Here is a 21,825-nt window from a genome sequence, read left to right on the forward strand (position 1 = left end):
TGAAAAAGGCCCGCACATGGCGGGCCCTTTGCCACAGTGCAGGCTTACGGCAACAGGCCGGCATGGGACAGGCCCATGCGCTCGTCCAGGCCGAACAGGATATTCAGGTTCTGCACCGCCTGGCCGGACGCGCCCTTGACCAGGTTGTCGATCACCGACAGCACCACCACCAGGTCGCCACCCTGTGGCCGGTGCACGGCGATACGGCAGACGTTGGCGCCGCGCACGCTGCGGGTCTCCGGGTGGCTGCCGGCCGGCATCACGTCGACGAACGGTTCGTTGGCGTAGCGCTTTTCGAACAGCGCCTGCAAATCGACCGAGGTATCAACGACGTTGGCATAAAGGGTGGCGTGAATGCCACGGATCATCGGGGTCAGGTGGGGCACGAAGGTCAGGCCGATGTCCTTGCCCGCGGCCAGACGCAGGCCTTGGCTGATCTCCGGCAGATGGCGGTGCCCTTTGACCGCATAGGCTTTCATGCTTTCGCCGGCCTCACAGAACAGCGAACCTACCGCGGCACCACGGCCTGCACCACTGACGCCGGACTTGCAGTCGGCGATCAGACGCGAAGGGTCGGCCAGGCCAGCTTCCAGCAACGGCAGGAAGCCCAGCTGGGTAGCGGTCGGATAGCAACCGGGCACGGCGATCAGGCGCGCCTGGCGGATCTTCTCGCGGTTCACTTCAGGCAGGCCGTAGACCGCGTCCTTGAGCAGTTCAGGCGCGCCGTGCGGCTGGCCGTACCACTTGCCCCACTCCACGGCGTCCTGCAGGCGGAAGTCGGCGGACAGGTCGATGACCTTGGTGCCTGCCGCCAGCAGCTCGCCGGCCAGGGCGTGGGCCACACCGTGCGGGGTGGCGAAGAACACCACATCACAGGCGCCCAGCGCCTTGCTGTCCGGCACGCTGAAACACAGCCCGTCGTAGTGGCCGCGCAAGTTGGGGTACATGTCGGCAACCGCCACGCCCGCTTCGGAGCGCGAAGTGATGACCGCCACTTCGGCCTGTGGATGCTGCGCCAGCAGACGCAGCAGTTCGACACCGGTGTAACCCGTGCCGCCGACGATACCGACCTTGATCATAACGCTTGCCCCTTATCAACGAGCCCACTGGAAAGCGCACGATAATAGGGGCCCGGCAGGCCTGTAACAACTATTCCCATGACCCTTCGGCGCTTGCCCACTACTATTCGCACGACCGTGAAAACCTGAAGGAACCGCACATGCTCTATCTATGGATCAAGGCGCTGCACATCGTCAGCGTGGTTTGCTGGTTCGCCGGCCTGTTCTACCTGCCACGCCTGTTCGTCTACCACGCCCAGAGCCAGGACAGCATCAGCCTCGACCGCTTCATCACCATGGAGCGCAAGCTGTACCGGGGCATCATGAACCCGGCAATGATCGCCACCTATGTGTTCGGCGGCTGGATGCTCTACCTCAACCCCGGCTGGCTGAGCCAGGGTTGGCTGCACGCCAAGTTGACCCTGGTGGTGCTGCTGACCGCCTACCATCATATCTGCGGCGCCCAGCGCAAGCGCTTCGCCGCCGGCACCAATACCCGCAGCCACGTGTACTACCGCTGGTTCAACGAGGCGCCGGTACTGATCCTGCTGGGGATCGTAATTCTGGTGGTGGTCAAACCGTTCTGACGATAAGCCGCCCTGCACAGGAGTTTCGCCATGTCCCTGCCCGCCTTGCTGCAACAGCGGCTGCGCCTGCCACTGGTGGCCGCGCCGATGTTCCTGATTTCCAACCCGCAACTGGTGCTGGCCTGTTGCGCCAGCGGTGTGGTGGGCAGCTTCCCTGCGCTCAACCAGCGCGACAGCGCAGGCTTCAAGGCCTGGCTGGAGGAGATCGAGGCAGGCCTGGCTCAGTTGCAGGCGCCAGCACCCTATGCAGTCAACCTGATCGTCCACCCGAGCAACCCGCGCCTGCAGGCCGACCTGGCCCTGTGCGTCGAGCATCGCGTGCCCATCGTCATCACCAGCCTCGGCGCAGTGAAGGAGGTGGTGGATGCAGTGCACGGCTACGGCGGCCTGGTGTTCCATGACGTGACCACCCGGCGCCATGCGCAGAAGGCGGCAGAGGCCGGTGTCGATGGGCTGATCGCCGTGGCCGCCGGCGCTGGTGGCCATGCCGGCACCTGGAGCCCGTTCGCCCTGATCGCCGAGATCCGCCAGTTCTTCGACAAGACCCTGCTGCTGGCAGGCTGCCTCAACCACGGCCACGAACTGCTCGCGGCGCAATTGCTGGGGGCAGACCTGGGCTACATGGGCACACGCTTCATCGCCACCCGTGAGAGCCAGGCACAGGACGCCTATAAACAGATGATCCTCGGCGCAACCGCCGCCGATATCATCCACACGCCAGCAGTATCCGGCATCCCGGCCAGTTTTCTGCGACAAAGCCTGGACCAGGCCGGTTACGACCTGGCGGCGCTCACCAGCAGCCATGAGGCCGGCAAGCTCAAGCCGCTGGACGAGGAAGCCAAGGCCTGGAAGACCGTCTGGTCCGCTGGCCAGGGCGTCGGCGAGATCAACGACCTGCCCAGCGCCGCAGCCCTGATCGAACGCCTGCACGGCGAATACCAGGGCGCCCTGGATCGCGCCCAACAGCTACGCAGCAACGCCTTGTAGCAAACCAACCAGGCTGTAAACTAGGCGCCCCTTACGCCCCAGGAGCCTTGCATGACCCGTTACGCCATGATTACCGGCGCTTCCACCGGCCTGGGCCTGGCCCTGGCGGAGGCCCTGGCGCGGCGCGGGCGCAATCTGATCCTGGTGGCACGCCAGCGCGAGACGCTGGAGCCGGTGGCCATCGAACTGACCCAGCGTTTTGGCGTGGAAGTGCTGTTCCGCGCCTGCGACCTCAGCCAGCCCCTGCGCCTGTCGGGGTTCGTGCTTGAGCTGGAGGAAGGCGAGCGGCGCATCGACCTGCTGGTCAACTGCGCAGGCCAACGCACCTACGGGCCCTTCCTTGCCCATGAATGGGCCGATGAGCAGGACCTGCTGGAGGTCAATATCCTGGCCCTGAGCCGCCTGTGCCATGCCATCGGCAACCTGATGGCCGTGCAGGGTGGCGGGCAGATCCTCAATGTCGCAGGCCTGGCCGGGGTCGCGCCCGGCCCCTGGATGGCCGCCTACGCCGCCAGCAAGGCCTATGTGCTCAGCTTCAGCGAAGCCTTGCGCGAAGAGCTCGGGCGCACCGGGATCAAAGTCTCGGTGTTGTGCCCCGGGCCGGTTCGTTCGTCGCGCCGGCGCATTCCCCGCCTCGACGACAACAGCCCGAGCCCCGAGGAGATCGCGCTGTACACCGTACGCGCCCTGGACAAGAACCGCGCGCGGATCATCCCCGGCCGCCGTAACCGCTGGCTGGCCTTTGCCCCGCGCCTGTTGCCGCGCTGGTTGGCACGCAAGCTGGCCGGCGTGATCCACCGTCGCTACTGCCCGGTCGGCATGGAATAAGCACTGGGCGAGTGGCAGCGGGCTCAGTACACTCGGCCCGGACACTCACCATGGAGCAAGTGCTGTGGACGATCTATTCCTCAAAATCATCAACCGGGAAATCCCGGCGGATATCATCTACGAAGATGACCAGATTCTGGCCTTCAAGGATATCGCCCCCGCGGCGCCGGTCCATTTCCTGGTCATCCCGAAAAAACACATCCGCACCCTCAACGACCTGACCGAAGAAGACAAAGCCCTGGCCGGGCACATCCTCTTCACCGCCCAGCGCCTGGCCGTCGAGCAAGGCTGCGAGGAAGGCTTCCGCGTCGTCATGAACTGCAACCCCAAAGGCGGCCAGACCGTCTACCACATCCATATGCACGTGCTTGGCCAGCGCCAGATGCACTGGCCACCGGGCTGATCCAGGGCAAGCCCCCTCCAGCCGATTGCGGTAAACTGTCGGGCACACTCTAGTGGAGGTGCCCGATGGCTACCGAACGTCACTACTCGCCGCTCGACCGCTTGTTGCTGCAGGCCGATACCGCCATGCGCACCCTGCTCCCCTTCAGCGGCCAACCTTCGCGCCCGTCACCGGCGATCATCCAGCCCGACGCCGAGCTCGACGAGCAGCAGAGCCGCCACGTCGCCGGCCTGATGCGTATCAATCACACCGGTGAAGTCTGCGCCCAGGCGCTCTACCAGGGCCAGGCCCTGACCGCCAAGCTGCCCCAGGTGCGCAAGGCCATGGAGCATGCGGCAGAAGAAGAAATCGACCACCTGGCCTGGTGCGAGCAGCGTATTCGCCAGCTCAACAGCCACCCCAGCGTGCTCAACCCGTTGTTCTACGGCATGTCCTTCGGCATCGGCGCACTCGCCGGCCTGGTCAGCGACAAGGTCAGCCTGGGTTTCGTCGCCGCCACCGAGCATCAGGTGTGCAAACACCTGGACGAGCACCTTGAACAGATCCCCGAGAGCGATGGCAAATCCCGCGCGATCCTTGAACAGATGCGCGTCGACGAAGAGCACCACGCCGAATCCGCGCTGGAAGCTGGCGGCTATCGCTTCCCGGCGCCCATCCGATTCGGCATGAGCCTGATGGCCAAGGTCATGACCAAGAGCACCTATCGCATCTGAGGCACAGCGCATGGAACGCTTCGACGCCAAGGACCTGGCACGCGCGGTGGACGCCGGTGTACTGCAACCGGGCCAGGACCGCGCACTGCTGGACTTCCTTCGCCAGCAGCCGCAAAGCCGCGGCAGCTTCCAACTGGCCCACGTCGCCTTCTACTTCGGCGCCCTGCTGATCATGGGGGCGATGGGCTGGCTGCTCACCGAAGCCTGGATGCGGATCGGCGACAGTGCACTGCTGGCCATCGCCCTGCTCTACATCGCCACGCTCACCCTGTTCGCCCTGTCACTGCAACGCCGCGGGCAGCCCATCGCCGCCGGCGTGCTGGCGGCCGTCGCGGTGAGTATCGTGCCACTGGCAGTGTTCGCCGTGGAGCGGCTGGCGGGCTGGTGGCCGCTGGACGATGCCCAGGGTGACTATCACCAGTACTACACCTATGTGCAGGGCGGCTGGCTGGCCATGGAGGCCGCAACCGTGGTAGCCGGCCTGCTGATGCTGCGCCTGGTGCCCTTCCCGTTCATCGTCATGCCGATCGCGCTTGCGCTGTGGTTCATGTCCATGGACCTGACCGAGTGGGTGTATGGCGATGTGTTCAGCTGGGAGCAGCGCCGCACGGTCTCTGTGTGGTTCGGCCTGGCCGTGCTGGTGGTATTCGTAGGCATCGATGGCCGCACCCGCCAGGACTACGCTGGCTGGGGCTACCTCGCCGGCCTGCTGGCGTTCTGGGGCGGGCTGACGTCGATGGACAGCGCCAGCGAACTGGGCAAGGCACTGTATTGCCTGATCAACCTGGGGCTGATGGGGCTGGCCGTGTTGCTGCGCCGGCCGGTATTCATGGTGTTCGGGGCGATGGGCGTGGCGGCCTACCTCGGCTATCTGTCCTACGAGGTATTTGCCGACTCGCTGCTGTTCCCGCTGGTGGTCACCCTGATCGGCCTTGGCGTCATCGGCCTGGGCCTGCTGTACCAGAAACGACGGGAAGCCTTGAGTGCACAGCTGCGAGCCAGGCTACCCGAGCGCCTGTTGCGGTTGCTGCCGGCGTTGCGCCGTTGAAGTTTCGACTGATCACGGCGCGGTTGCTGCAAAGCCTCGGGCTGATACCGGTTGCGTATGTGTTTGTCTGCCTGATGACAGCCGCCATCAGGCAAACCGCCTTCAGCCTGGAACTGCCCGACCTCGGCGAGCCCGACAGCAACAGTGTGACCGAGATGCTGCTGTTCACTGTGCCCGGGCTGCTGCTGTTCCTGCTGCCGGCTTGCAATTGCCGCAAGCGTCGTGCGCTCATCGCCCTGTTCGGGCTGGCCGCCGTGGCCACGGCACTGCTGCAGTGCATGCTGTTTGCCCAAAGTTTCGGCAGTACCTGGAGCACCAGCGAAATACTTGGGCTACTGCTGTTCAACATCCCGTTATTGCTGCTCGCGCTAGCGCCGGGCGTCGCCTGGCTACTGGCCGCTGAGCGGCTGAATCTGCAAAGCGCCTGACTGCCAGGCGCCATTGCCCGTCACGCGAGTTCGACAATCTCGTAACCGTGAGTGATTTCCACCCCGGCACGCTCGAGCATGATCGATGCAGAGCAATACTTTTCGGCCGACAGCTCCACCGCGCGCTTGACCTGTGCCTCTTTCAGCCCACGCCCTTTGACCACGAAGTTCATGTGGATCTTGGTGAACACCTTGGGGTCCTCGCTGGCGCGCTCGGCTTCCAGGAACGCTTCGCAGCTCTCCACCGCCTGGCGCGACTTCTTGAGGATGCTGACCACGTCGAAGCTGCTGCATCCGCCCAGCCCCAACAGCAGCATTTCCATCGGGCGCACGCCAAGGTTGCGGCCTCCGGCTTCGGGCGGGCCGTCCATGACCACGACATGGCCACTCCCCGACTCGCCGAGGAACATTGCTTCACCCGCCCACTGGATGCGTGCCTTCATCTATCCGGACTCCCGATCTCGTAAAAAGGGTGCCAGCTTAGACCTTGTGACGCTGTCGGAAAAGCTCAAGGCGCAGCGCTTTAATGCCGATACATGGAGACGTGTCTGATAAGCTGGCGCCAAATGACTGGCGCATCACGCCAGGCAGCCTCAATAAAAAGCCAATGCCTCACATCGAACAGGATTTCGTGATGGTCTCCTCAGCCCTTGCGCCCAAGATCAAGAACATCGAAAAGCTGCTGGTGCACTGCCAGCGCCGTCGCTACGCCGCCAAAAGCAACATCATCTGCGCGGGCGACCGGGCCGAGACCCTCTCGTTCATCATCAAAGGCTCGGTGACCATCCTGATCGAGGACGACGACGGCCACGAGATGATCATCGCCTACCTCAACAACGGTGACTTCTTTGGTGAGCTGGGCCTGTTCGAGCCCGCCGGCCAGGAGCATCAGCGCAGCGCCTGGGTGCGGGCCAAGACCGAATGCGAAGTGGCCGAGATCAGCTACGACAAATTCCGCGAGCTGGGCCGCCAGGACCCGGAGATTCTCTACGCCCTCGGCGCGCAAATGGCTCAGCGGCTACGCAACACCACGCGCAAGGTCGGTGACCTGGCCTTCTTCGACGTGACCGGCCGGGTTGCCCGCTGCCTGCTCGAACTGTGCAGGCAGCCAGACGCCATGACCCACCCCGACGGCATGCAGATCAAGATTACCCGCCAGGAAATCGGTCGCATCGTCGGCTGTTCGCGGGAAATGGTCGGCCGCGTCCTCAAGGATCTCGAGGAGCGCAGCCTGGTGCAGGTGAAGGGCAAGACCATGGTGGTCTACGGCACCCGCTAATCCTTCGGCAGCCCGGCAATGACCTCGGCATAGGCCAGGGAAAGGCGCTCGAACCAGGGCGCCTGCGGCGCCACTTCATGCAAGGCGATATGGCTGTCGGCCCGGCAACGCTGTTCAAGCTCGCAACATTCATTGAAACGATTGACCGCCGCCACCATCGATTCGCGCTCGTTGTCCAGCAGCAGTGCGCCGTGCACCAACACCACCGGGCGCTTGCCGCCCAGGCCCTGGCGCCAGCGCTGGGCCGTGCCGACCAGTTTGCGGCCGTTCAGGTTGACGTTGTAGCGGCCATCGCAGAAGGCGCCATCGATTTCCCCCACCGACGCCACCCCACCCCACTCGCGCAGTACATCGCACAGCGGCAGGCACAGTCGCTCGTAGGCATTCTCGATGCGTCCGTGATCGCCTTCGCTGCGCGGAGCGACGTAGACCAGCGCCACGTTCACGGTTGAATGCGACTGCGGCACAGGCTCACCACCCGTTTCGCGCAGCAATACCGGCCAGCCGGCGATCGCCAACTCGGCGCAGGCGGCTTCGAAGTTATCCAGCCGACTCATCCGGCGTGGCATCACCAGCGCATGGTCGGTGGGGCGCCAGAACAGCACGCCAGCGTCACGCTCGCCACGGCACACGGCGGCCAGCAATTCCTGCTCGGCGTGCAGGCCCTGTTCGACGGTCAGGGCCAGGGGTTGATCGGTCATTGATCCACCTTCGATGAAAACTCTACCGGCCTCATCGCGGGGCAAGCCCGCTCCCACCTTGTCACCCGTGGGAGCGGGATTGCCCCGCGATGAGGCCCTCGAATACAGACACAAAAAAGCCGGCAACAAAGGCCGGCTTCGATTCGATCAGTCCAGGGCCTGAACAGTCTTCTTCACCTGGTCAGGGAAGAACAGCCGTTGCAGTTCCAGCCCCGGCTGCTCGGCGCGCATGAACGCCTCGCCGACCAGGAACGAATACACCTCGTTGATTGCCATCAACTCGACATCGGCCCGATTGAGGATGCCACTCTCGGTGATGGCCAGGCGATCGCGGGGGATGCGTGGCAGCAGGTCGAGCGTGGTCTCCAGGCTGACCTCGAAGGTGTGCAGGTTACGGTTGTTGACGCCGACCAGCGGGGTATCGAGGGTCTTCAGCGCGCGCTCCAGCTCATCGCCGTCGTGCACTTCGACCAACACGTCGAGGCCGACGTCCTTGGCCGTGGCGGCCAACTCGGCCATCTTCACGTCATCCAGCGCCGAGACGATCAGCAGCACGCAGTCGGCACCCAAAGCGCGGGCTTCGACGATCTGGTACGGATCGACCATGAAGTCCTTGCGGATCACCGGCAGCGACACTGCGGCGCGGGCTTGCTGCAGGTACTCATCGGCACCCTGGAAGTAATCCACGTCGGTCAGCACCGACAGGCAGGTCGCCCCGCCTTTTTCATAGCTGACCGCGATGTCGGCCGGCACGAAATGCTCGCGAATCACACCCTTGCTTGGCGAAGCTTTCTTGATCTCGGCGATCACCGCCGGCTGCTTGCGCTTGGCCTGTTCGATCAAGGCATTGGCGAAGCCACGCGGGGCGTCAGCCGCCTTGGCCAGGCGCTCCAGTTCGGCGAGGCTGACCCGCGCGCTGCGCTCGGCCACTTCCTGGAACTTGCGGGCGATGATCCTTTCCAGCACCGTCGGCACGCTCATGCTTCGTTCTCCACTTTGAATACCGCGGTAAAGGCGCCCAGCTCCTGCAGCTTTTCCCAGGCCAGCCCGGTGTGCAGCACGTCGTGGGCCAGTTCCACGCCCTGGGCCAGGGTCATGGCGTGATCGGCGGCGTACAGCGCCGCACCGGCATTGAGCACGATCATTTCGGCGGCCTTCTGGCCGTTCTCGGTCTTGCGCCGGCCCAATGCGTCACGGATCAAGTCCAGCGACGCCTGCGGGCCATCGACCGCCAGGCCGTGCAGGCTCTGGCTCTTCATGCCGAGGTCTTCGGGCTCGACCCAATACTCGCTGATCTGGTCATTCTTCAGTTCGGCCACGAAGGTGGGCGCCGCCAGGCTGAACTCGTCCAGGCCATCCTTGGAGTGCACCACCAGCACATGCTTGCTGCCAAGGCGCTGCAGCACTTCGGCCAGCGGGCGGCACAGCGCCTGGTTGAACACCCCGACCACCTGATGCTTCACCCCGGCCGGATTCGTAAGCGGGCCGAGCATGTTGAACAGGGTACGCAGCCCCAGCTCGCGACGCGGGCCGGCGGCATACTTCATGGCCTTGTGGTGGCTCTGGGCGAACATGAAACCGATCCCCAGGCTGTCGATGCAGCGGGCGACCTGCACCGGGGTGAGGTTCAGGTAGATACCGGCGGCTTCCAGCAGGTCAGCGCTGCCGCTCTTGCCGGACACCGCGCGGTTGCCGTGCTTGGCCACCGGGCAGCCGGCGGCCGCAAGGACGAACGACGACGCGGTGGAAACGTTGAAAATGTTCGCGCCATCGCCGCCGGTGCCAACGATGTCGACCACGCCGTCGAGGCTCTTGAGCTCGACCTTGTCGGCCAGCTCGCGCATCACCGACACCGCGCCGACGATCTCGTCGATGCTTTCGCTCTTCATGCGCATGCCCATCAGGAAGGCGCCGATCTGCGCCTCGCTGCACTGGCCGGTCATGATCTGGCGCATGACCTCGCGCATTTCTTCGGTGCTCAGGTCCAGGTGGCCGACGATACGGCTCAACGCAGTCTTGATATCCATGCTCGGTCCTTAGCGGCGGCCGCCGGTCTGCTTGAGGAAATTGGCGAACAGCTCGTGGCCCTGCTCGGTCAGGATGGACTCGGGGTGGAACTGCACCCCTTCGATATTCAGTGTCTTGTGGCGCAGGCCCATGATCTCGTCGACCGAGCCATCGGCGTGGGCGGTCCAGGCGGTCACTTCCAGGCAGTCCGGCAGCGTCTCGCGCTTGACCACCAGCGAGTGGTAACGGGTGACGGTCAGCGGGTTGTTGAGGCCGGCGAACACGCCCAGGTCACGGTGCACCACCGGGCTGGTCTTGCCATGCATCACCTGGCGGGCACGTACCACGTCACCGCCGAAGGCCTGCCCGATCGATTGATGGCCAAGGCAGACGCCCAGAATCGGCAGCTTGCCGGCGAAGTGCAGGATGGCCTCGATGGACACACCGGCTTCGCTCGGGGTGCAGGGGCCGGGGGAAACCACGATGCGCTCGGGGTTGAGGGCTTCGATCTGGGCGATGGTCATCTCGTCATTGCGGATGACCTTGACCTCGGCACCCAGCTCGCCGAGGTACTGCACGACGTTGTAGGTGAAGGAGTCGTAGTTGTCGATCATCAGTAGCATCTGGAACGAACCTCTTGAATACGGGGGACTCCGGGGGCGCGTGGCGGCCCACCGGGTTCATGGACCACGGCCTGCTCAGCGTTTGCTGGTCTGCTCGGCGAGGGCCACCGCGCGGAACATCGCCCGACGCTTGTTGATGGTTTCTTCCCACTCCAGTGCCGGCACCGAGTCGGCGACGATGCCGCCGCCGGCCTGCACATGCAGCTCGCCGTCCTTGATCACCGCAGTGCGGATGGCGATGGCGGTATCCATGTTGCCGTTCCAGGCGAAGTAGCCCACGGCGCCGCCGTAGACACCGCGCTTGACCGGTTCCAGCTCATCGATGATCTCCATGGCGCGGATCTTCGGCGCCCCCGACAGGGTGCCCGCCGGCAGGATCGCCCGCAGCGCATCCATTGCCGTCAGCCCCTCGGCCAGTTGGCCGGTGACATTGGAGACGATGTGCATCACGTTCGAATAGCGCTCGATCACCATCTTCTCGGTCAGGCGCACGCTGCCAGTGGACGACACACGCCCCACGTCGTTGCGGCCCAGGTCGATCAGCATCAGGTGCTCGGCGATTTCCTTGTCATCCGACAGCAGGTCGTCTTCCAGGGCGCGGTCGGCCTCTTCGGTGGCGCCGCGCGGGCGGGTACCGGCGATCGGGCGTACCGTGACCAGGTTGTCCTCGACCCGCACCAGCACTTCCGGCGAACTGCCCACGACATGGAAGTCGCCGAAGTTGAAGAAGTACATGTAGGGCGTCGGGTTGAAGCAGCGCAGAGCACGGTAGAGGTCGATCGGCGCGGCCGCAAAATCGATGGACATGCGCTGCGACGGCACCACCTGCATGCAGTCGCCGGCGAGGATGTACTCCTTGACGGTGTCCACCGCGCGTTCGTAGTCACCCTGGGTGAAACTGGAGCGGAACGCCGGCTCGGCGGCCATCGGGCCATCGAGGTCAAGACCGCGGCGCGGGGTGATCGGCTGGCGGAGCTTCTCCAGCAGGCCCTCGAGACGGGCCTGGCCTTGCTCGAAGGCCTGCTCGTCGCTGGGGTCGACCAGCACGATGGCGTGCATCTTGCCCGCCAGGTTGTCGAACACCACCACGGCGTCGGAGACCATCAGCAGGATGTCCGGCACCCCCAGCGGGTCCGGGTTCGGGCAAGCGCCCAGGCGTTTTTCCACATAACGCACGCAGTCGTAGCCGAAGTAGCCGACCAGGCCGCCGTTGAAACGCGGCAGGCCCGGAATGTCGGCGACCTTGTAGCGATCCTTGAAGGTTTCGACGAAGGCCAGCGGGTCTTCGACCTCATGGCTTTCCACTTCCACGCCATCCTGCAGGATGCTCACGTGGTAGCCATGTACACGCATGACGGTGCGCGACGGCAGGCCGATCATCGAATAACGGCCCCACTTCTCGCCGCCCTGCACGGATTCGAGCAGGTACGAGTTGGGCTGGTCGGCCAGTTTGAGGTAGATCGACAGGGGGGTATCGAAGTCGGCCAGGGTTTCGCGGGCCAGGGGGATGCGGTTATAGCCGGCAGCGGCCAGGCGCAGGAATTCTTCGCGGGTCATGTGTAGCCTCGTGGCAAGCAGCAATGGGGTCAGGCAAGCGGACGGGCCGGCAGGCGCCGGCGGGCATAAGTCAGGCGCGCCAGCGCCAGCGGGCCAGAGCCTTGATGACTTTCATCCAGAATTTGCCAGTAACCACCACGTCGTTGTCTCTGCTGTGCGGGGCTTGAAGGTCCGCCAACGTTATCCCAGTGTCGGTGACTAAGCAACCAGGCAGCAGCAGGCGCAGGTCGCTGATCACCAGGCTGGGAGACTCCTCGTCGATGGGGCGGCCATGGTTGTAGCCATAGCTCAGGCCGACACACTGCACCCCGGCCGCTTTCGCCGCCAGCACGTCGCTGCGCGAATCGCCGATGAACAGCGACTGCGCAGGCGCCACACCGGCCATCTTCATCACGAACAGCAGCGCCGCCGGGTCGGGTTTTTTCTGTGGCAGGGTGTCGCCGCCGATGATCCAGCGGAAGTAGCGCCCGATCTTCATCTGGTCGAGCAACGGGGCAACGAAGCGCTCGGGCTTGTTGGTGATCAGCGCCATCTCCACGCCCTGCTTGCTCAGCCAGCGCAGGGTGTCGCGCACACCGGGGTAGACGACGGTCAGTTCATGGCTGTCGGCGTAGGCCTCCATGAACAGCGCCAGCGCGCGCTCGGCCAGGGCATCGTCCACGCTGTCGTGGTCCAGGCCACCGGCCAGCGCCCGGCGCACCAGCACCTGGGCGCCGTTGCCCACCCAGTGACGCACGGCGTCGAGCCCGGCGGGCTCGCGCCCGAGTTCGAGCAGCATGCGGTCGACGGCTGCGGCCAGGTCGGGGACCGAATCGATCAGGGTGCCATCCAGATCGAACATCACCAGCCTGGGCAGCGTCCCCGGGAACAGCTGCTCGAAGCCGCTCATGCGCGTGCCAGCGCCATTTCGGCACGCATCTTGGCGATCACTTCCTGATAGTCCGGGGCGTTGAAGATCGCCGAACCGGCAACGAAGGTGTCGGCGCCGGCTGCGGCGATTTCGCGGATATTGTTGACGTTGACGCCGCCATCGATCTCCAGGCGGATATCGCGGCCGCTGGCGTCGATCAGTGCCCGGGCCTCACGCAGCTTGTCGAGGGTACCGGGGATGAACTTCTGCCCGCCGAAGCCTGGGTTGACGCTCATCAGCAGGACCATGTCGACCTTGTCCATCACGTACTTCAGCGCATCCAGGCTGGTGGCCGGGTTGAACACCAGGCCGGCCTTGCAGCCGCCGTCGCGGATCAGCTGCAGCGAACGGTCGATGTGCTGGGTGGCTTCCGGGTGGAAGGTGATGTAGGTGGCGCCGGCTTCGATGAAATCGCCGATGATGCGATCGACCGGGCTCACCATCAGGTGCACGTCGATCGGCGCGGTCACGCCGTACTTGCGCAGCGCGGTGCAGACCATCGGGCCGATGGTCAGGTTGGGTACGTAGTGGTTGTCCATGACATCGAAGTGGACGATGTCGGCCCCGGCGGCCAGAACCTTGTCGACGTCCTCGCCCAGGCGGGCGAAATCGGCGGAAAGAATGGAGGGGGCAATAGCGTAGGGCTGCATGGCGCACCTGTTGGGCAGAATCACGGTGGCGCGCATTGTAACCCAGGGAAGCGGATCAAGGCTGATTGGTATCAATCCTGTGCCGGCCCTTCGCGGGTAAACCCGCTCCCACAGGGATCGCGCAGATCTCGAGAGCTGCACATAACCTGTGGGAGCGGGTTCACCCGCGAAGAGGCCGGTACAAGCATCCGAATATCAGCCCGGCTGCTGGGTCCTCAGCTTCTCGCTACGCCCACGCAACCACTCCAGAGTCAGCAGCAACACCACCGAAAACGCGATCAGCAGGGTCGCCGCCGCCGCGATGGTCGGACTCAGGTTCTCGCGGATGCCGCTGAACATCTGCCGCGGCAGGGTGGCCTGCTCGGGCCCGGCAAGGAACAGGGTCACCACCACCTCATCGAACGAGGTGGCGAAGGCGAACAGCGCCCCGGAAATGCCCCCCGGCGCAATCAGCGGCAGGGTCACCCGACGGAAGGTCAGCAACGGCGAGGCGCCAAGGCTGGCTGCCGCACGCACCAGGTTGTAGTTGAAGCCCTGCAACGTGGCCGACACGGTGATGATCACGAAGGGAACACCCAGTACCGCATGCACCAGGATCAGCGAGATGAAGCTGTTGCCCATCCCCAGCGGGGCAAAGAACAAGTAACTCGCCACACCGATGATCACCACCGGCACCACCATCGGCGAGATCACCAGCGCCATCACCAGCGACTTGCCGGGGAAGTCGCCGCGGGTCAGGCCGATCGAGGCCAGGGTGCCGAACACCATGGCCAGCACCGTCGCCGCCGGGGCGACGATGATGCTGTTCTTCAGCGAACGCATCCATTCGGCCGAGGCGAAGAAGTCCTGGTACCAGTGCAGCGAGAAGCCCTGCAGCGGGTACACCAGGAAACTCCCGCTGTTGAACGACAGCGGCACGATCACCAGCACCGGCAGCACCAGGAACAGCAGTACCAACCCGCAGAGAATGCGCAAGGTGTAGAACCACACCCGCTCCACGGGCGACATGTAGGGGCTCAGCATGACAAGGCTCCTCAGCTCAGGCGCAGGCGGCTGGCGCCGACCAGCCAGCTATAGATCAGGTACAGCACCACGGTGGCCAGCAGCAGCAACCCGCCCAGCGCGGTGGCCATGCCCCAGTTGATGCTGGTGTTGGTGTAGAAGGCGACGAAGTAGCTGACCATCTGGTCGTTCGGGCTGCCCAGCAGTGCCGGGGTGATGTAGTAGCCGATCGAGATGATGAACACCAACAGGCAACCGGCACCGACGCCGGCGTAGGTCTGCGGGAAGTACACCCGCCAGAAGCTGGCGAACGGGTGGCAGCCCAGCGAGATCGCCGCACGCATGTAGCTGGGCGAGATACCCTTCATCACGCTGTACAGCGGCAGGATCATGAACGGCAGCAGGATGTGCACCATCGAGATGTACACGCCAGTGCGGTTGAACACCAGTTCCAGCGGCTGGTCGATGATGCCCATGGCCATCAGCGCGCTGTTGATCAGCCCGCCCGACTGCAGCAGCACGATCCACGCCGCCACCCGCACCAGGATCGAGGTCCAGAACGGCAGCAGCACCAGGATCATCAGCAGGTTGCTCTGCCGGGTAGGCAGGTTGGCCAGCAGGTAGGCCAGCGGATAGGCCAGCACCAGGCAGATGGCGGTGATCACCACGCCCATCCACAGGGTGCGGGCAAAGATGTCGAGGTAGATGGCCTGGTCTGGCGTGGCCTTGGCCAGCTCACCGAGGTCGTCGATGCGGTGATCGAGCGCCGCCAGCAGGTAGAACGGCGTGACGCTGCTGGTGTTGCGGCGGATCGCCTGCCAGTAGGCCGGGTCGCCCCAGCGCTCGTCCAGCGTCTGCAAGGCATCTTTATAAGAAGCAGGCTCCGCCTTGAACGGCAGGGCCCGCGCAGTCTTGGCCAGCAGGCTGCGGTAGCCGGCCAGCTCCATGTTCAGGCGTTTGGACAGATCGCCCAGTGTCTGGTTCTTGCGTGATTCGGCCAGGTCCTGGCTCAGGGCCTTGTAGGCCTCCTCGCCGGGCAGGCTCTTGCCGTCCCACTGCGCCACGGCCTCGACGGTGCGCGGCAGGCCCGCGACCACTTCGGGGTTGCCGACGCTCTTGTACAAGAGCGCGGCAATCGGCACCAGAAACACCAGCAGAAGGAACAGCGCCAGCGGCGCAATCAATGCCTGGGCCTTCCAGCGGTTGACCCGCTCGGCATGCTTGAGGCGCTGTTTGAGGCTTTTACCTGCGCCTTCGTTGAGGGGCACTGCAATGGCCATGGCGAACTCCGGGAAAACAGGGAAACATTGAGGCCGCTTCAAAAGGACAGCGGCGACCTCAGGCTTGACGCGCTAACTGTAGGAGCGGCCTTGTGCCGCGAAAGGGCTGCAACGCAGCCCCAGCATCTTGTGCATCACGGCTGAGAACCTGGGGCCGCTTCGCGGCCCTTTCGCGGCACGAGGCCGCTCCTACAGGGCTCAGGGACCGTGCCCCTACTTCTTCGCCGCCCAGGCGTTGAAGCGTTGCTCCAGCTGCTCGCTGTTGTCGGCCCAGAAGGCCACGTCGATCTGCACCTGGTTGGCAATGTTCTCAGGCGTGGTCGGCATGTCTTTCTTCACCGCGTCCGACAGCAGGCTCACGGCTTTGCTGTTGGCCGGGCCGTAGGCGATGTTCTCGGAGTAGATCTTCTGCTGCTCGGGCTGGACGCTGTAGGCGATGAATTTCTTCGCCTCTTCGGCATCCTTGGCACCTTTCGGGATGGCCCAGGCGTCGAAGTCGTAGATGCCGCCGTTCCACACCACCTTGAGGTTGCTCTCTTTCTGCACAGCGGCGATGCGGCCGTTGTAGGCCGAGCTCATGACCACGTCACCCGAGGCCAGGTACTGCGGCGGCTGGGCACCGGCTTCCCACCACTGGATGCTCGGTTTGAGCTCGTCGAGCTTCTTGAAGGCGCGGTCCTGGCCCTCCTTGGTGGCCAGCACTTTGTAGACTTCCTTCGGCGCGACACCGTCGGCCATCAGGGCGAATTCGAGGGTGTACTTGGCGCCCTTGCGCAGGCCGCGCTTGCCCGGGAACTGCTTGGTGTCCCAGAAATCAGCCCAGCTGGTGGGGGCGGTCTTGAGTTTGTCGGCGTTGTAGGCCATGACCGTGGACCACACGAAGAAGCCCACGCCGCAGGGCTGGATGGCGCCCGGCACATAGTCGCCTTCATTGCCGAACAACGCCGGGTCGAGCTCCTCGAACATGCCCTCGTCGCAACCGCGGGCCAGCTCTGGCGACTCCACCTCCACCAGGTTCCAGCTCACGCTCTTGGTGTCGACCATGGCCTTGATCTTGGCCATCTCGCCGTTGTACTCGCCGGCGACGATCTTGCCCTTGCCCGCCTTCTCCCATGGCTCGTAGAACGCCTTGGTCTGGGCGGCCTTGTTGGCGCCCCCGAAAGAAATCACGGTGAGGTCGGCCGCCATGGCCTGGCCGGCGGCGAACAACCCCAGGGCCAGGGCGGTCAGTTTCAACTGCTTGCGCATTATTATTCTCTCCACAGTACAGGGTTGGTGAAGCAATCGATCAGTGGGCTTGTGCAATCGGATCGAGCGCGCGGGCGTGCTCCACCTCCCAGCCCAGCGGTACCACGTCGCCCACGGCCAGGGCCGGGTCGAGTTCGGCAATCGGCTGCTTCACGAAGAAGTCGGCCTTGCCGCAGACCTCCAGGCGCACCCGCACGTGGTCGCCCAGGTAGATGAACTCGGCCACCCGGCCGGAGAAGCGATTGACGCAACTTTCGCTGTGGCCGTTGAGGCGCACGCGCTCGGGGCGGATCGACAGGGTGACCGGCTCGCCGGCCTGGCCGACGTTGACCGCCAGCGCCTCGACCCGCTCGCCACGGCCCAGTTGCACCTGGCAACGCTTGCCATCGCTGGCCAGCAGCGTGCCGTTGATACGGTTGTTCTCACCGATGAAGTTGGCGACGAAGGTGTTGCAGGGTTCTTCGTAGAGGGTGCGCGGGTCGGCGATCTGCTGGATCTCGCCCTGATGGAACACCGCCACCCGGTCGGACATGGTCAGCGCCTCGCCCTGGTCATGGGTCACGTACACCACGGTCACGCCCAGGCGCTGGTGGATGTGCTTGATCTCCATCTGCATGTGTTCGCGCAGTTGCTTGTCCAGGGCGCCGAGCGGTTCGTCCATCAGCACCAGCTGGGGTTCGAACACCAATGCCCGGGCCAGCGCCACGCGCTGCTGCTGGCCACCGGACAGCTGCCCCGGGTAGCGCTTGGCGAAGGCATCGAGCTGGACCATGTTGAGCACGCGCTTGACCCGTTCGCTGACGTCGGTCTTGCTCAGGTTGCGCACGGTCAGCGGGAAGGCCAGGTTCTCGGCCACGGTCATGTGCGGGAACAGCGCGTAGTTCTGGAACACCATGCCGATGTCGCGCTTGTGCGGCGGCACGTTGTTGATCGAGCGCCCGGCCAGCTGGATCTCGCCGGCGGTAGGGGTTTCGAAGCCGGCCAGCATCATCAGGCTGGTGGTCTTGCCCGAACCGGAAGGGCCGAGCAGGGTCAGGAACTCACCCTTGCGAATGTCCAGGTTGAGGTCTTTGACGATCAGCGATTCGCCGTCGTAGCTCTTCTGCACACCACGGAAGCTGACCAGCGTCTCGTTCGAATTCGCCTCGCTCATGCCCTGCACCTTCTTGTTGGAATGACTGCGTAGGCAAAAGAGTAGAAGAGGCGCAAACGCCCGGAAATCGGGGGTGCTGAGAGAATGCCATCATCCGGATGGAAGACTTGCTGTAGGGAACGCCCTACAAGGATGGCGCGTTTGGAATGCCAATCAGTGTCCATGCCAAGCCTGTGGGAGCGGGTTTACCCGCGAAGAGACCAGTGCAACCACCGAGATCCGCAGGCCAGGCCCATTCGCGGGTAAACCCGCTCCCACAGGAATATGCGCCAGGCCGCTGCTCTACCTGTCGCAACCAGAACACTCACACCAGCTTGTGCTCCATGGCGTACTTCACCAGCTCCGCCAGCGAGTTGACCTTGAGCTTCTGCATCAGCCGCGCCTTGTGGGTGCTGATGGTCTTGCTCGACAGCGCCAGCTGCAGGGCGATGTCATTGACGTTGGCCCCCTGGGCCAGGCGCTCGAACACCGAGAACTCGCGCTCCGACAGCAGCGTGTGCAGCGGCCGGGTTTCGGTCAGGCCCACCTCGAACACCATGCGGTCGGCCAGGGCCGGGTCGATGTAACGCCCGCCCCCGGCCACCCGGCGGATGGCCGTGAGCAGCAGCGCCGGGTCGCTGTCCTTGGTCGCATAGCCCGCCGCACCGGCCTTGAGCGCCCGCGCCGCCATCTGCGCTTCGTCATGCATCGACAGCATCAGGATCGCCGGCGGGTTGTTCAGCGCGCGGATCCGCGGGATCGCCTCCAGGCCGTTCACCCCTGGCATGGAGATATCCAGCAGCACCACCTCGCAGGGCGTGTGGCGCAAGGTCTCGAGCAACTGCTCGCCATTGCCCGCCTCGCCCGCCACCTGCATGTCCTTGGCCAGGCCGATCAACTGCTTGATGCCCTCCCGGACGATGGTGTGGTCTTCCGCCACCAGCACTCGAATCACGATTGTTTCTCCTGCTTCAAAGGAATCGCCACGCTCAGGCTGGTGCCCTCGCCCGGCTCGCTGTCCAGGCTCATGCTGCCTCCGAGCATCAGTACCCGCTCACGCACGCCCACCAGGCCGAACGAAGTCGGCCGCGCCGCCTCCATGGCAAACCCCACGCCGTCATCGATCACGGTCATGCGCAACTGCCCGGCCTCGTGCACCAGTTCGATCTGCACCGTGTGCGCCCGGGCATGGCGCATGACGTTGGTCAGCGCCTCCTGCAGGATACGGAACAGGCCGATGGCCTTGGCATCACTCAAGGGTGGCAGATTGTCCGGCACCTGCACCAGGCAGGGTATCTGCGTGCGCGCTTCGAAACGCCGCGCCTGCCACTCGATGGCCGAGGCGATGCCGGCGTCGAGGATCGGCGGGCGCAGGGCCGTGGCCACGTCGCGTACCAGCTGGAACAACTGGGCGATCAGGCGTTTCATGCTGGCCAGGCGCTCGTTGAGGGCAGGGTCCAGCTCGGCGAACGCCAGCTCGCACATCGACACCTCAAGCTTGAGCACCGTCAGCATCTGCCCCAGTTCGTCGTGCACCTCGCGGGCAATCCGCGCCTTCTCTTCTTCGCGCACGCTCTCCAGGTGCGCCGACAACTCGCGCAGTTGCTCCTGGGACCCGGCCAGCGCCAACTCGGCCTGCTTGCCCTGGGTGATGTCCCAGACCACCCCGTCCCACACCACTCGGCCATCGGCCAGGCGCCGGGTGGTGGCCTTGATGTCGGCCCAGCGCTGCTCGCCCTGGCGGGTGAGAATGCGGCCTTGCCACGACCAGTCCTGGTCAGTGGCCAGGGCCATGTCCTGGACCCGGTGATAGTCGGCGCGGTCCTGCGGGTGTACCAGGTTGCGCAGGCCCATGTCAGGGTGCTGGATCGCCGCTGGGGTGTAACCGACCAGCGCTTCGCTGCCTTCACTGATGTAGGGGAACTCCAACTCGCCTTCGGCGGCATCGCGCTCCAGGCGGAACACCAGCCCCGGCACGTTGCCGGCAATCCCCTTGAGCCGCGCTTCGCTTTCGCGCAGGGCGGCCAATGCCCGGCGGCGTTCGGTGACATCGGTGAGGAACACCACCAGGTATTCGGCATCGCGAAAGCGCAGGAACGACAACGACAGGTCGACCGGCAACAAGCTGCCGTCGGCGCAGCGGCACTGGCTCTCGAACTGCAACTCGCCTTCGCCGCCACGCGCGCGCTTCCACAGCGCCAGCCAGCGGTCCATGGCCAAGGTGGGCTCGATATCGATCAGCGGGCGCTCTAGCAAGGCGTTCTCGGCGAAACCGAGCATGCGTTCGGCGGCATGGTTGGCGTAGCGCACGTGGCTGTCCCAGTTGACCCACAGAATCCCGACGGTGCTCTGGTCGATGGAAAACTGGCTCAGGCGCAACGCCTGCTCGCGGGTCTGGCGCTCGGCCAGGCTCTCGCGTGCCGCCAGCAAGCCGCGCTCCAGCCCCCGCTGTTGGCGACGCTGCCACACCAGCGTGGCCAGGGCGCACAACAGCAACAGCCCGAACAGCAAGGCGAGGTTCTGCCAGAAGCCGGGCGATTCGGAGAAGCGCGGGTATTTCGGTTGCAGCCAGCGTTGGTGGATCTGCTCGAGGTCCTTGGCCGGCATGGCCTGCAGCCCACGCTCAAGGACGTCGGCCAACAGCGGCCAGTCGCGCCGCGAACCTACCCGCAGCAATTGCGGCAGGCCGATGTCACCGACCACGGCCAGTTCGCCAAACTCACTCTCGCGGGACAGGCGACTGAGCTGCGCCTCGTCCAGCACGGCAAAACCGGCCTGCCCGCCCAGCACCAGTTGCAGGGCCTCACGCTCGTTGGGCACGCCCTGCAGGTTGAGGTTGCCGTAGTTGCCGCGCAGGTAGTCGGCGAGCCTGGATGGCATGCGCACCGCCACTCGGTCGTTGGCGCCGAGCTTCTCCAGGTCCACCGCCACCGCACCGCTGCGCAGGCCCACCACCAGTTGCGGCACGCGCATGTACGGGTCGCTGAACAACCAGTTGCGCAGGCTGGCGGGGGTCTGGGTCAGGCCTGGGGCGAAATCGATCTCACCAGCTTGCAACGCGTGCTCCAGGGCCGCTTCATCGGTGAAACCGCGCCAGGTCAGGTCGAGCCTGAGGGCCTGGGCCAGCGCGCTGACCAGCTCGACGTTGGCCCCGTAGAACTGCTGCAAACGCCGGTCGAACTGGGCATAGGGCGCTTGCAGTACCAGGCCGACCCGCAGGCTGCGATGCGCCTCCAGCCAGTGTTGCTGGGCGGGCTCCAGCACTACCGAAGGCGGCGCCTCCGGGCGCGCCAAAGCGATCAAGGGTAGACACAACCAGCCGATAACCCACAGGCAACGCACTCGCTTCATCTCTACGCTCGTCTTGGCAAGGACGGCCACCTG

The 21,825-nt window shown here is 64.9% G+C and carries 23 protein-coding genes; 8 read left to right on the forward strand and 15 right to left on the reverse strand.

The features are described 5' to 3' along the window. Positions 1–44 precede the first annotated feature (44 nt). The gene (gene argC / locus DM373_RS14660; protein WP_110994258.1) at positions 45–1,079 is read right to left on the reverse strand and encodes an N-acetyl-gamma-glutamyl-phosphate reductase; all 1,035 of its coding nucleotides are present in this window, start codon (positions 1,077–1,079) and stop codon (positions 45–47) included. A gap of 140 nt (positions 1,080–1,219) precedes the next feature. Here argC and hemJ point away from each other — a divergent pair, with 140 nt between their 5' ends. From hemJ to DM373_RS14695, 7 genes are all read left to right on the forward strand, one after another. Continuing rightward, the gene (gene hemJ, locus DM373_RS14665; protein WP_110994259.1) at positions 1,220–1,645 is read left to right on the forward strand and encodes a protoporphyrinogen oxidase HemJ; all 426 of its coding nucleotides are present in this window, start codon (positions 1,220–1,222) and stop codon (positions 1,643–1,645) included. A gap of 30 nt (positions 1,646–1,675) precedes the next feature. After that, positions 1,676–2,632 carry an NAD(P)H-dependent flavin oxidoreductase gene (locus tag DM373_RS14670; protein ID WP_110994260.1) on the forward strand — a complete coding sequence of 319 codons (957 nt, stop codon included), beginning with the start codon at positions 1,676–1,678 and terminating at the stop codon, positions 2,630–2,632. A gap of 51 nt (positions 2,633–2,683) precedes the next feature. Beyond that, positions 2,684–3,460 carry an SDR family NAD(P)-dependent oxidoreductase gene (locus DM373_RS14675; RefSeq protein WP_110994261.1) on the forward strand — a complete coding sequence of 259 codons (777 nt, stop codon included), beginning with the start codon at positions 2,684–2,686 and terminating at the stop codon, positions 3,458–3,460. Positions 3,461–3,524: 64 nt separating this feature from the next. Then, a complete protein-coding gene (locus tag DM373_RS14680; RefSeq protein ID WP_011531867.1) occupies positions 3,525–3,863 on the forward strand; it encodes a histidine triad nucleotide-binding protein in 339 nt (112 codons plus the stop codon). 65 nt (positions 3,864–3,928) lie between these two features. Beyond that, positions 3,929–4,576 (forward strand): 2-polyprenyl-3-methyl-6-methoxy-1,4-benzoquinone monooxygenase, encoded by a 648-nt coding sequence (gene coq7 / locus DM373_RS14685; RefSeq protein WP_110994262.1) that lies wholly within the window; start codon positions 3,929–3,931, stop codon positions 4,574–4,576. A gap of 10 nt (positions 4,577–4,586) precedes the next feature. Next, positions 4,587–5,624, forward strand: a complete 1,038-nt coding sequence (locus DM373_RS14690; protein ID WP_110994263.1) for a DUF2157 domain-containing protein — start codon at positions 4,587–4,589, stop codon at positions 5,622–5,624. A gap of 74 nt (positions 5,625–5,698) precedes the next feature. Then, positions 5,699–6,052 (forward strand): hypothetical protein, encoded by a 354-nt coding sequence (locus tag DM373_RS14695; RefSeq protein ID WP_244215078.1) that lies wholly within the window; start codon positions 5,699–5,701, stop codon positions 6,050–6,052. 20 nt (positions 6,053–6,072) lie between these two features. Here the strand turns inward: DM373_RS14695 and DM373_RS14700 are convergent, their stop codons facing one another. Then, complete coding sequence (locus tag DM373_RS14700; RefSeq protein ID WP_110994264.1) at positions 6,073–6,495, reverse strand: OsmC family protein; 423 nt, start codon at positions 6,493–6,495, stop codon at positions 6,073–6,075. Between the two features lie 191 nt (positions 6,496–6,686). Here DM373_RS14700 and crp point away from each other — a divergent pair, with 191 nt between their 5' ends. Continuing rightward, positions 6,687–7,331 (forward strand): cAMP-activated global transcriptional regulator CRP, encoded by a 645-nt coding sequence (gene crp, locus DM373_RS14705; RefSeq protein WP_110994327.1) that lies wholly within the window; start codon positions 6,687–6,689, stop codon positions 7,329–7,331. Here the strand turns inward: crp and DM373_RS14710 are convergent. From DM373_RS14710 to DM373_RS14770, 13 genes are all read right to left on the reverse strand, one after another. Next, positions 7,328–8,032: a lipoate--protein ligase family protein gene (locus DM373_RS14710; RefSeq protein WP_110994265.1), complete on the reverse strand. Its 705-nt coding sequence runs from the start codon at positions 8,030–8,032 to the stop codon at positions 7,328–7,330. The genes crp and DM373_RS14710 overlap by 4 nt on opposite strands. 147 nt (positions 8,033–8,179) lie before the next feature. Then, the gene (gene trpC, locus DM373_RS14715; protein ID WP_110994266.1) at positions 8,180–9,013 is read right to left on the reverse strand and encodes an indole-3-glycerol phosphate synthase TrpC; all 834 of its coding nucleotides are present in this window, start codon (positions 9,011–9,013) and stop codon (positions 8,180–8,182) included. Then, positions 9,010–10,059, reverse strand: a complete 1,050-nt coding sequence (gene trpD / locus DM373_RS14720) for an anthranilate phosphoribosyltransferase (RefSeq protein WP_110994267.1) — start codon at positions 10,057–10,059, stop codon at positions 9,010–9,012. The genes trpC and trpD overlap by 4 nt, the downstream gene beginning before the upstream one ends. Before the next feature lie 9 nt (positions 10,060–10,068). Further along, positions 10,069–10,662, reverse strand: coding sequence for an aminodeoxychorismate/anthranilate synthase component II (locus DM373_RS14725; RefSeq protein WP_110994268.1), 594 nt, complete (start codon positions 10,660–10,662; stop codon positions 10,069–10,071). 75 nt (positions 10,663–10,737) lie between these two features. Next, positions 10,738–12,219: an anthranilate synthase component I gene (gene trpE / locus DM373_RS14730; protein WP_110994269.1), complete on the reverse strand. Its 1,482-nt coding sequence runs from the start codon at positions 12,217–12,219 to the stop codon at positions 10,738–10,740. A gap of 70 nt (positions 12,220–12,289) precedes the next feature. Next, positions 12,290–13,108, reverse strand: a complete 819-nt coding sequence (locus DM373_RS14735; protein ID WP_110994270.1) for a phosphoglycolate phosphatase — start codon at positions 13,106–13,108, stop codon at positions 12,290–12,292. Continuing rightward, complete coding sequence (rpe, locus tag DM373_RS14740) at positions 13,105–13,779, reverse strand: ribulose-phosphate 3-epimerase (RefSeq protein WP_110994328.1); 675 nt, start codon at positions 13,777–13,779, stop codon at positions 13,105–13,107. The genes DM373_RS14735 and rpe overlap by 4 nt, the downstream gene beginning before the upstream one ends. A gap of 195 nt (positions 13,780–13,974) precedes the next feature. After that, positions 13,975–14,802, reverse strand: coding sequence for an ABC transporter permease (locus DM373_RS14745; protein WP_110994271.1), 828 nt, complete (start codon positions 14,800–14,802; stop codon positions 13,975–13,977). Positions 14,803–14,813: 11 nt separating this feature from the next. Continuing rightward, complete coding sequence (locus DM373_RS14750; RefSeq protein ID WP_110994272.1) at positions 14,814–16,061, reverse strand: ABC transporter permease; 1,248 nt, start codon at positions 16,059–16,061, stop codon at positions 14,814–14,816. 213 nt (positions 16,062–16,274) lie between these two features. Continuing rightward, a complete protein-coding gene (locus tag DM373_RS14755; protein WP_110994273.1) occupies positions 16,275–17,309 on the reverse strand; it encodes an ABC transporter substrate-binding protein in 1,035 nt (344 codons plus the stop codon). 40 nt (positions 17,310–17,349) lie between these two features. Continuing rightward, entirely contained in the window at positions 17,350–18,462 is a 1,113-nt protein-coding gene (locus tag DM373_RS14760) for an ABC transporter ATP-binding protein (RefSeq protein ID WP_110994274.1), read from the reverse strand. Positions 18,463–18,766: 304 nt separating this feature from the next. Further along, positions 18,767–19,399 carry a response regulator gene (locus DM373_RS14765; RefSeq protein ID WP_172670942.1) on the reverse strand — a complete coding sequence of 211 codons (633 nt, stop codon included), beginning with the start codon at positions 19,397–19,399 and terminating at the stop codon, positions 18,767–18,769. Then, positions 19,393–21,792 (reverse strand): PAS domain-containing sensor histidine kinase, encoded by a 2,400-nt coding sequence (locus DM373_RS14770; protein ID WP_110994275.1) that lies wholly within the window; start codon positions 21,790–21,792, stop codon positions 19,393–19,395. The genes DM373_RS14765 and DM373_RS14770 overlap by 7 nt, the downstream gene beginning before the upstream one ends. Positions 21,793–21,825: the final 33 nt, after the last annotated feature.

The organism is Pseudomonas sichuanensis, assembly GCF_003231305.1.
In the GTDB taxonomy this organism is placed as follows: domain Bacteria; phylum Pseudomonadota; class Gammaproteobacteria; order Pseudomonadales; family Pseudomonadaceae; genus Aquipseudomonas; species Aquipseudomonas sichuanensis.